General features: G+C 42.2%; 9 protein-coding genes. 5 read left to right on the top strand and 4 right to left on the bottom strand.

All coding sequences use genetic code 11. The annotated features are described in order from the left end of the window. The first annotated feature begins 66 nt into the window (after nucleotides 1-66). The 5 genes from AACX68_RS02320 to fbaA all read left to right on the top strand — a co-directional run bounded on the left by AACX68_RS02320 (nucleotide 67) and on the right by fbaA (nucleotide 6,926). Nucleotides 67-582: an O-acetyl-ADP-ribose deacetylase gene (locus AACX68_RS02320; RefSeq protein ID WP_228860483.1), complete on the top strand. Its 516-nt coding sequence runs from the start codon at nucleotides 67-69 to the stop codon at nucleotides 580-582. A 525-nt stretch (nucleotides 583-1,107) separates the two neighbouring features. After that, nucleotides 1,108-3,102 (top strand): transketolase, encoded by a 1,995-nt coding sequence (gene tkt / locus AACX68_RS02325; protein ID WP_228860484.1) that lies wholly within the window; start codon nucleotides 1,108-1,110, stop codon nucleotides 3,100-3,102. A gap of 335 nt (nucleotides 3,103-3,437) precedes the next feature. Then, a complete protein-coding gene (gene epd, locus AACX68_RS02330; protein WP_228860485.1) occupies nucleotides 3,438-4,472 on the top strand; it encodes an erythrose-4-phosphate dehydrogenase in 1,035 nt (344 codons plus the stop codon). A gap of 141 nt (nucleotides 4,473-4,613) precedes the next feature. Next, complete coding sequence (gene pgk / locus AACX68_RS02335; protein ID WP_099121438.1) at nucleotides 4,614-5,780, top strand: phosphoglycerate kinase; 1,167 nt, start codon at nucleotides 4,614-4,616, stop codon at nucleotides 5,778-5,780. A gap of 69 nt (nucleotides 5,781-5,849) precedes the next feature. Then, nucleotides 5,850-6,926 (top strand): class II fructose-bisphosphate aldolase, encoded by a 1,077-nt coding sequence (fbaA, locus tag AACX68_RS02340; RefSeq protein WP_228860486.1) that lies wholly within the window; start codon nucleotides 5,850-5,852, stop codon nucleotides 6,924-6,926. A gap of 118 nt (nucleotides 6,927-7,044) precedes the next feature. Here fbaA and dtpB read toward each other — a convergent pair whose 3' ends face one another. From dtpB to AACX68_RS02360, 4 genes are all read right to left on the bottom strand, one after another. Then, entirely contained in the window at nucleotides 7,045-8,511 is a 1,467-nt protein-coding gene (gene dtpB, locus AACX68_RS02345) for a dipeptide/tripeptide permease DtpB (protein WP_099110476.1), read from the bottom strand. A gap of 661 nt (nucleotides 8,512-9,172) precedes the next feature. Next, nucleotides 9,173-9,772, bottom strand: a complete 600-nt coding sequence (locus AACX68_RS02350; protein ID WP_228860487.1) for a LysE family translocator — start codon at nucleotides 9,770-9,772, stop codon at nucleotides 9,173-9,175. A 304-nt stretch (nucleotides 9,773-10,076) separates the two neighbouring features. Further along, entirely contained in the window at nucleotides 10,077-10,658 is a 582-nt protein-coding gene (pdxH, locus tag AACX68_RS02355; RefSeq protein WP_228860488.1) for a pyridoxamine 5'-phosphate oxidase, read from the bottom strand. 92 nt (nucleotides 10,659-10,750) lie between these two features. Next, the coding region (locus AACX68_RS02360; RefSeq protein ID WP_228860489.1) for a hypothetical protein at nucleotides 10,751-11,097 on the bottom strand (347 nt) is incomplete at its 5' end.

An 11,097-nucleotide genomic window follows, 5' to 3' on the forward strand; every position in this document is an offset into this window, starting at 1 on the left:
GATTTAACTTCAAATAAAAACAATGTCTGAAATTAGAAATAACTTAGTTATAAAAGAGAAAACAAAATGAATAATAGAATTAAAGTAATACATGGTGATATTACCAAAATTGCTATTGAAGCTATTGTCAACGCGGCGAATAGCTCTTTGCTAGGTGGTGGAGGCGTTGATGGTGCTATTCATCGGGCTGGTGGAAAGGCCATTCTGGAAGAGTGCATGCAAATTAGAGCAAAGCAGGGGGGTTGTGATATTGGCGAAGCGGTTATCACCGGAGCCGGGAATTTGCCGGCGAAGTATGTGATCCATACAGTCGGCCCTTGCTGGAACGGAGGGAGTGGTAATGAACCTGAATTATTGAAAAAGGCCTATGTAAGCTGTTTTGATCTTATTGAGCAATACAATATTGAGACAGTTTCCTTCCCTAATATCAGCACAGGTATTTACCGTTTTCCAAAAAAACTGGCAGCAGAAATTGCTTTGGAGGTGATTCACTCCCGTCTGTTTAATAATCAAAATATATTACAGGTGAATCTTATCTGTTTTGATGATGAAAACTATGACATTTATCGTTCTTTAAATTAGACAGTTACCTGCATCAAATTGTTATTTGAATCACAAAGTCTTTTTAGCCAGAGGAAATTCTCATATCTGGCTTGCTATCATGCTCCAAATCAGCAGAAAAACAGGTCTCTTCGAGCTTGATTCGCTCATTAATTATCGTGTCTAATACATGGTTTCTTATTGCGCAAATCACGAGATGAAATCACTCTTAATTTGCGCAAACTAACCTCCGGTTATACACAATGGATTTCAAGATGCGTCGCGGCGGCAAGGGAGTAAATCCCCGGGAGCATAGATAACCGTATGTTTATAAAAACGGTGACTGGGGTGAACGAGCGTAGCCAACAAAGAGGTAACTTGAAAGACGAAGTGTATAGGTGTATTCACTTGAAAATACGTCAAAACGGCGGGATAAATCAAAGAATTGATGCTAAACGGAAATTAAGATAGTTTTCGTTTATATGGCATTAATGATTGCGGTTTGTATGCTGCGCTGCGAAAATTAGTTCTAGTTCACTAACGCTTTTATCCGACTTGGAGTAAAGAATGACCACTCGTAAAACCCTTGCTAATGCTATCCGCTTCTTGAGCATGGATGCTGTGCAGAAAGCAAAATCAGGGCATCCTGGTGCACCGATGGGAATGGCTGACATTGCTGAAGTTCTGTGGCGCGACTATCTGAACCATAACCCAGTCAATCCTCACTGGGCTGATCGTGACCGTTTTGTATTGTCCAATGGCCACGGTTCTATGCTGATTTACAGCTTGTTGCACCTGACTGGTTACGATGTTTCCATCGACGATCTGAAAAATTTTCGTCAACTGCATTCCAAAACCCCGGGTCATCCTGAATATGGCTATACAGCGGGTGTAGAAACAACAACCGGTCCACTGGGGCAGGGTATTGCCAATGCAGTTGGTTTCGCAATCGCAGAACGCACACTGGCAGCGCAGTTTAACCGTCCGGGCCACGATATCGTCGATCACCATACTTATGTATTCATGGGCGACGGTTGTATGATGGAAGGCATTTCCCATGAAGTTTGCTCTTTGGCGGGTACGCTGAAACTGGGCAAGCTGATTGCTTTCTATGATGACAACGGCATCTCTATTGATGGAGAAGTTGAAGGCTGGTTCACTGATGATACTGCTGCACGCTTTGAAGCATACGGCTGGCATGTTATCCGTGGTGTAGATGGCCATGATTCTGACGCAATTACAGCAGCAATCGAAGAAGCACGTAAAGAAACCGGCAAACCATCTCTGTTGATGTGCAAAACTGTCATTGGTTTTGGTTCGCCAAACAAAGCTGGTAAAGAAGAGTGTCACGGTGCGCCGCTGGGAGATGCTGAAATCGAAGCAACCCGCAAAGCACTGGACTGGGAATACCCTGCTTTTGAAATTCCTCAGGATATTTACGCTGGCTGGAATGCGAAAGAAGCTGGTAAAGCAAAAGAAAGTGCATGGGATGCAAAATTTGCAGCTTATACTGAAGCACACCCTGAACTGGCTGCAGAATTCAGCCGTCGTACCAGCGGTGAACTGCCAGAAAACTGGGAAGCAGAATCCAAGGCATTTATTGAAAACTTGCAACAGAATCCAGCTTCTATTGCCAGCCGTAAAGCGTCACAAAATGCTCTGGAAGCATTTGGTAAGGTTCTGCCTGAATTCATGGGTGGTTCTGCTGATCTGGCACCAAGTAACCTGACTATGTGGTCTGGCTCCAAGCCTCTGAACGAAGTTCAGGACGGTAACTACATTCATTACGGTGTTCGTGAATTCGGTATGTCTGCCATCATGAACGGTATCGCCCTGCATGGTGGTTTTGTGCCTTATGGTGCGACATTCCTGATGTTTGTTGAGTATGCCCGTAACGCAGTACGTATGGCTGCGCTGATGAAAATCCGTAGCATCTTTGTATATACCCATGACTCTATCGGTCTAGGTGAAGATGGCCCGACCCATCAGCCTGTTGAGCAGATTGCCAGCCTGCGTGTCACACCAAATATGAGCACATGGCGTCCATGTGATCAGGTGGAATCTGCGGTTGCATGGAAATATGCGATTGAGCGTAAGGATGGCCCGACTTCTCTGATCTTCTCCCGCCAGAATCTGGCACAGCAGGAGCGCACGGCTGAACAGCTGGCCAACATTGAGAAAGGTGCTTACATTCTGAAAGATTGCGCAGGTCAGCCTGAATTGATCCTGATCGCAACTGGCTCTGAAGTTGAACTGGCAGTGAAAGCCGCTGATCAACTGAGTGCAGAAGGCCGTAAAATCCGCGTTGTTTCCATGCCATCTACTGATGCATTCGACAAACAGGATGCAGCATATCGTGAAGCTGTACTTCCTGCCGCTGTTTCCGCGCGTGTTGCGGTTGAAGCAGGCATTGCTGATTACTGGTTCAAATATGTTGGTATCAACGGTGCTATCGTCGGTATGAACAGCTTTGGTGAATCAGCACCGGCTGACGCACTGTTCAAAGAGTTTGGTTTTACGGTTGAAAATGTCGTTGCGAAAGCGGCAGCACTGCTGAAATAACAATATACCTTCAATGGATTTCGGGTTGCTTCGGGGCGAAGCCTACAAAGAGGCAACTTGAAAGATGAAGGGAATTAAGCGCATCTGCATCAAACTTTGAGCCGATGCGCTCTTTTTTTGTTCAAAATACTTTTATTATGCTATTAACGATCCTTGCTATTAGCCCTTTTTTCTCGTAGTCTTCCCTTATAATTAGCTGAACCGTTTCAGTTATCGCATGCAAAATGTCTTGTCTGTCACAATCTGATTAATTTTATGATGAATCATCCGTACAATTTGCACCTGCTCAGTTATCCTAAGCCGTTGCGTGACAACAGAGAAATTCAGGGAGTAACATGACAATCAGGGTAGCGATTAACGGGTTTGGGAGAATAGGCCGCAGTGTCCTGCGTGCGCTCTACGAATCCGGGCGTCGGGCTGAAATTGAAGTTATCGCCATCAATGAGCTGGCTGATGCGGAAGGTGTCGCTCACTTATTGAAATATGATTCCAGCCATGGGCGTTTTGCATGGGATGTGCGCCTGAACAAGATAGGTTTGAATAATACAGTTCTGCATGTGGGAGATGACAGTATCCGGCTGTTTCATCAACCCGATATTTCGGATTTACCGTGGAAAGAACTGGGTATTGATATCGTACTCGATTGTACCGGTAAGTATGGTGAACGCATCGATGGGGAAGCCCATCTTGCCAGTGGTGCTAAAAAAGTACTGTTTGCCCATCCGGGAGGAAACGATCTGGATGCGACTGTGGTATACGGTGTGAATCATGAACTGTTGTCTGCGGAAGATTGCATAGTTTCTAATGCATCCTGTACGACAAATTGCATTATTCCGATTATTAAAGTGTTGGATGATGCGTTCAATATTGAATCAGGAACGGTGACAACAATCCACGCATCCATGAATGATCAACCCGTGATTGATGCCTATCACAGTGACCTGCGTCGAACCCGGGCAGCCAGCCAGTCGATTATACCTGTCGATACCAAACTGGCCGCGGGGATCACTCGTATCTTCCCCAAATTCAGTAACCGGTTTGAAGCTATTTCTGTACGGGTTCCTACCATCAACGTCACAGCGATTGATTTGAGTGTTACAGTCAGTGCTGCCGTTAATGTCAGTGAGGTAAACCAACTACTGCAAAAATCAGCAGTGAGTTCGTTTCGTGGTATAGTGGATTTCACCGATTTGCCGTTGGTCTCAACGGATTTTAACCACGACCCTCACAGCGCCATCGTGGATGGCACACAAACAAGAGTGAGCGGAAACCACCTGATTAAAACACTTGTTTGGTGTGATAATGAGTGGGGCTTTGCCAATCGTATGCTTGACACAACACTGGCAATGGCTTCTAAAGGTTTCAAATAAACGGGTTTCAAATAAATCGTCTGTTGTATTGATAATATTGTGTCGGGTTCTGTGAGATCAGATTTTGTTAAATATGATTGAACAAACGGCATACAGCAGGGGATTGAGTAATTTTATAGAGAATCAATGAGAGGATTCACCATGTCTGTAATTAAGATGACTGATTTAGATCTGGCGGGTAAACGAGTTCTGATCCGGGCTGATCTGAATGTGCCTGTAAAAGATGGCAAAGTTACCTCAGATGCACGTATTCGTGCGTCTTTGCCGACGATCGAGGCTGCGCTGAGTCAGGGAGCCAAAGTCATGGTTACTTCTCACCTGGGACGCCCAACTGAGGGAGAGTACAACGAAGAGTTTTCACTACAACCTGTCGTTGATTACCTGAAAGCAGCACTTTCTTCTCCTGTCCGTCTGGAAAAAAATTATCTGAATGGCGTTGAAGTGGCGGAAGGCGAATTAGTTGTTCTGGAGAACGTTCGCTTTAACAAAGGTGAGAAAAAAGACGACGAAACATTATCAAAACAGTATGCCGCATTGTGTGATGTTTATGTCATGGATGCCTTTGGTACAGCCCATCGTGCTCAGGCTTCAACTCACGGCGTTGCTAAATTTGCGCCAATTGCCTGTGCAGGTCCATTGTTATCCGGTGAACTGGAAGCTTTGGGGAAAGCATTACATAACCCTGCTCGCCCAATGGTCGCGATTGTGGGTGGCTCTAAAGTTTCTACTAAACTGACTGTTCTTGATTCACTGTCCAAAATTGCTGATCAGCTCATCGTTGGTGGTGGAATTGCCAATACTTTTGTTGCTGCTGAAGGCCACAATGTTGGTCGCTCCCTGTACGAAGATGATTTGATCCCGGAAGCGAAAAAATTGCTGGAATGCTGTGATATTCCGGTACCTACGGATGTTCGTGTTGCGACAGAGTTCTCTGAAACGGCTGAAGCCACATTGAAATCAACCAGTGAAATTAAAGATGAAGAGCAGATCCTCGATTTAGGTGATGCTTCTGCTGAACGTCTGGCTGAAATCCTGCAAGGTGCAAAAACCATTCTCTGGAATGGCCCGGTTGGTGTATTTGAATTCCCGAATTTCCGCAAAGGAACCGAAATTATTGCCCGTGCGATTGCAGAAAGTGATGCTTTCTCAATTGCAGGTGGCGGTGATACTTTAGCGGCAATCGATCTTTTTGAGATTGCTGACAAAATCTCTTACATCTCTACAGGTGGTGGTGCTTTCCTTGAGTTTGTTGAAGGCAAAAAACTACCCGCCGTTGTGATGCTGGAAGAACGTGCTAACAGTAACTAAGTTAAGTAACTCGTTGTGATAGCAGGCAGTATTTACTGCCTGCTCAATGTCAATACAGGACCACGTAACATGTCTAAAATTTTTGATTTCGTAAAACCGGGTGTCATCACTGGTGATGATGTTCAAAAAGTCTTTGCCATCGCAAAAGAACATAATTTTGCCTTACCGGCAGTTAACTGTGTCGGTACTGATTCTATCAATGCTGTGTTAGAAACAGCGGCAAAAGTACGTGCTCCGGTAATTATCCAGTTTTCCAATGGTGGTGCAGCATTTGTAGCAGGTAAAGGCCTGAAAGCTGAAGGTCAGCAGGCGGCGATTCTGGGCGCTATTTCTGGTGCTTATCATGTGCATCAAATGGCAGAACATTATGGTGTACCGGTGATCCTGCATACTGACCACTGTGCACGCAAATTACTGCCGTGGATTGATGGTCTGTTAGAAGCGGGTGAGAAGCACTATGCTCAGACAGGCAAGCCACTGTTCTCTTCCCATATGATTGATCTGTCAGAAGAATCTCTGGAAGAAAATATCGAGATTTGCAGCCAGTATCTGGCGCGTATGGCGAAAATTGACATGACGCTGGAAATCGAATTGGGTTGTACGGGTGGTGAAGAAGATGGTGTTGATAACAGCCATCTGGATAGCTCCTCTTTGTACACTCAGCCAGAAGATGTAGCTTATGCGTATGAAAAACTGAACGCGATTAGCCCACGTTTTACCATTGCGGCATCTTTCGGTAACGTTCATGGTGTATACAAACCAGGTAACGTTAAACTGACTCCAAAAATTCTGCGTAATTCTCAGGACTATGTTTCAGAGAAATTCAGCCTGCCACACAATAGTCTGGATTTTGTTTTCCACGGTGGTTCTGGCTCTACTGCAGAAGAGATTCAGGAAGCTGTCAGCTACGGCGTAGTTAAAATGAATATTGACACCGATACCCAATGGGCGACCTGGGAAGGTATTCTGAACTACTACAAGAAGAATGAAGGTTATTTGCAAGGTCAATTGGGTAACCCGGAAGGCGCGGATAAACCTAATAAGAAATTCTATGATCCACGTGTGTGGCTGCGTGCTGGTCAGGTTTCAATGGAAGTTCGTCTGGAACAGGCTTTCAAAGAACTGAATGCGGTTGATGTGCTGTAATTCCATACTGATTAGCATGGATTAAAGTCGCTTTAGCCGATTAACGTTTTTTAATCCCCGCCCGTTATTTTCATGATTAACGGGCGGGAATTTTTTTAATGAAACCGAATTAAATCAGTTAGGCTCTTGCGCCATCTTTCATAATACGGTTCAGCCATGGCACCATGAAAGCCATAACCACGGCAACAATGAGAGTGGCAATACCTATTTTACCGAATACGCCCGTATATATCGGCAGCGTTTGCAGAGGATCGGTAACACCTTCTGGTGCGGCAGTAAATGTTGCTATATAGCTTCCCAGTACTGATGCAGCAGCCTGAGATAAGAACCACATACCCAGAATAAACCCTGTCAGATAGCTGGGAACAAACGCCGCAACCATTGCCAGCCCTAATGCACTGATCATCAACTCCCCGATACTCTGGAACAGGTAAACCAGTACGATAAACCACGGTGAAGTCATGCCATGTTCATCGGCGAACAGGCCGGCAGCGGCTGCTGTCAGAAAGCCAAGAGAACACAGAAACATACCGACGGTAAACTTCGTTGGCATAGAAAAATCTTTGCCTTTTGCTCCCAGACGGGTGTAAAGCACAGCCAGAATCGGGCTGGCGACGATGATCCAGAATGGGTTCAGAGCCTGAAAGCTGATAGGGTTAATATTAAAACCGAAGATTTGGGTATTAACATTGTTGATGGCAAAGAAGTTGAGGGAGGTTGGCATTTGGTTATACAGCATAAAGAACACAATAGCCTGAATCATCAGGATAAATGCCACAAACATTTTATTGCGGCCGACTTTATCCTGTTTGAATGCCTGCCAGAAGAAAATCACCACAACGATAGCTGAAATTGCCATAAGAACGAGATTAGCAATATCAATATTGTGCAATAGCCACGCACAGACCCCTACCATCCCTGCTGAGCCGAGCAAAACTAAAAATAGGGTTATGTAGTTAAGAGGGGCATGGTCTGGCTCAGAACCGATGTCATGTACCATACGGCGGCAGGCGATGTAAACCAACAGAGCGATAATCAGGCCGATACCACAGATATTATAGGTAACAGCATAGCCATATTTTTCAGCAATAACGGGAGCGAGAGAAAGAGAAACCAGAGAACCAAGATTGATGGACATATAGAATAGTGTAAAAGCGCCATCTAAACGTGGATCTTGTGGCTGGTAGCACTTAGCCAGCAGGCTTGCGGGGTTAGCTTTGAACAGACCATTACCAACCGCGACAGTTCCCAAAGCATAAAAAATCAGTTCTGGTTCCATAATGGAAAGGCCAATCAGAAAGTAGCCTATTGCCAGTATAATAGCACCCAGAATGATGGTTCGTTTTGTTCCCAGCAAGTGGTCTCCTACATAACCACCGATGGAAATCAAACCATAAACCAGCGCAGTAAATGCACCAAAGGTAATAAATGCCTGTGTTTCTGAAAAACCAAGCTGTTTAACGAAGTAAACAGCGAGAATGCCTTGAACGCCGTAGTAGCCAAATCTTTCCCATAATTCTACAAAAAAAATCATGAAAAAGGGCTTCGGTTGATCCCATAAACCGACTGGAGCGGTTTTATTCATAGTAATTGCCTCTGTTAGTTGTCATACCAATGGACAATACATCCAGAGTTTATACTGTTGTTAACATAAAAGTAACATAATGTATTGCACGGGTTGTGTTTTTGTTTAATTATTCAGAGTGATCGAAAGCGCGGGAGGTTAATATACTGGCATAATATCTTCTCAGTGGTTGATCACACTAATGTAAAAATTAATACCAGATTTGACAGAATATTCACTAAATTAATAGAAGAAATCACATATTAATGGTTTAAGTGTTCGTAAATAAAGCGATTTGATGGTTGTTTGCTCTTTATTCTCCATGTTTATTGATAAAGTAACTACTCAAAAGGTGTACGCAGGAAGTTTTGAACACTAACATCAATATATTAAGTTTATGTTATATATTTAGTTTTTTTGTTTGTTCCTGCATGAGATCGAGCTACATAAAACTACACGTTTTATATAATTTATCATATTTATTAAATAATAAATCAGTTTTTGGGATGGCTTATCATCGCTGATTCGGTCAGAAAACCGGTTATGCCCAATGAATTTTGAGTTGCATCATCGAAGGAAGTAGCTAAACTGGTAACGGACTTTCCAGCCCAAATGAAGGGGGATTGAACAGCTAACAAAGAGGTCATTTTAAAGACAACAGTGATATAAAATGGGAGTGACACTATAGAATATATGGAGCAAGAGTGAAATATAATAAACAAACTCCACCTACTGTATTAACAAATCGGCTTACGATACTGAAGTTTATTTTTCTTGCAGCAAATATAACAATATAACCAAATGATAATAACCAGATTGTTGTAATAATAATATGGATAGAAGCAAGAATAATAAAATTTAATACACTAATATAGTCAGAAGTTAAAAAACCAGGTACTACAGTAAGATAGAGTAGGATCGCTTTTATATTCAGAATGTTGGCAATATAGGCGTCTTTTATTGTTGCAATCTTCGTCCCTTTTTCTGTCATTTTTTTACCGGAATAAATTCCGTTCTTTATTAATATACAAGAGAGATAGATTAGATAAATTGTTCCTATGATTTTTATAGCATGCATAATAACGGGATATTTTGTCACTATACCGGTAACACCAAGGCCAACCAGTAATGCATGCGTGTAAATACCTAAAGCTGTCCCGATTATGATGGAAAGCAAGCCTTTTATTCCACTGTTAATAGCATTTGTCATGCCGAGGGTAAAACTTGCTCCGGGGGATAAGGCGATAGGTAATATCGTAAGAATAAAGCCTGAAATATTCAAAATTCCACCCGTATATCATTTACATAGCTAAGATATTTTTAGCATATTTAGAGATTTATGTATAGATTTTTGTCAGTGATATCCTAAACTAGGAAAATTAAATGTTAGTTTTGATGAGTGATTAATAAACTAACATTTAAAAATTATTACTGCGAATTAATTATTTCCAGTTTTAATTGTTCATCATAATTTACTTATTAAGTATTTTTGATAACTGTTCTAAATTCACTCTATCATTATCTGTTCATATAAAATGCAGACAGTGATTATCACTGGTCAGCTACAATTATTGTAGCTGATTTTTTTAAGGTTGTAGTAATTGCTTCTGCCAGCCTTTATTTTGAAGTAAGTAAAACTCGCGTAAATGTAATCGATTTTCTTTGAATGTTAAGAACTCAATCGAATTAGGTTGTACCGAGAATCCTCCCCAGTTTTTAGGTTTTGAAATAGAGTTATTACCAATCACTTCTATTGTTTCCGCAATTTGTTTATGTAACTCCTGTTCTGAAAGGAGCAATTGGCTTTGTCGACAGCCTATGGTAGTTATTTGAGCTTCTCTGGAACGGGAATGCCAATATTTTTCTGCTTCTGATTCTGATAGTTTGAGAGCAAAGCCTGTGACCCTAACCTGATAACCAACTCCTTCCCACCAAAATGTCAGGGAAATTTTTGGATTGCGTTGCAACTCTTGCCCTTTCTTTGAATCTAGGTAAGTGCAAAAAATAAAACCTTTATCGTTTACTGCTTTTAGATCAACAAAGCGCCCGGAAGGGAAACCTTTATCATCAAGGGTCGATACACAAACAGCATTGGGATGTTTCAAATTCAAATTATTTTTGACTTCATCCCACCAAGCCTTGAATTTTAATATTGGGTCTTCAGACATGATTACCTCAAATATTTTTCAGAATTGTAAAATCTGCTGATTGTATACATTTTAATAGATTAAATGAAAAATTTCCGGGTGAATTTTATTCATTATGGAAACGGGTATCCGGTAGAAAAAAACTTCAGCGATGCGCCACCCCCTGATGAGGTGTTAGAGAATGTATCTATTTCAGTTAGTGTATCACCTCCCATAAATAACCCTTCTATCCCCGCTTCACGAAGCAATTGGTAACATTCTTTTGCATAGTTGCTACTGGCAACACAGAGTGGGCCTGCGGCAAAGAAAGAGTAATGATTGGGCGATGAAAAAACATAATTTAAATAATTTTTTTTAAAAATAAAATCTATAATTTTCTCTTGTGGCTTGATCTCAGTTAGGTCTCGGATATTTTTTTCCCCCACTATATCTTCGACAATCACTTTTTGAGGGATATATA

It is taken from the genome of Xenorhabdus sp. PB61.4 (assembly GCF_963894935.1).
GTDB classification, from domain to species: Bacteria; Pseudomonadota; Gammaproteobacteria; order Enterobacterales; family Enterobacteriaceae; genus Xenorhabdus; species Xenorhabdus stockiae.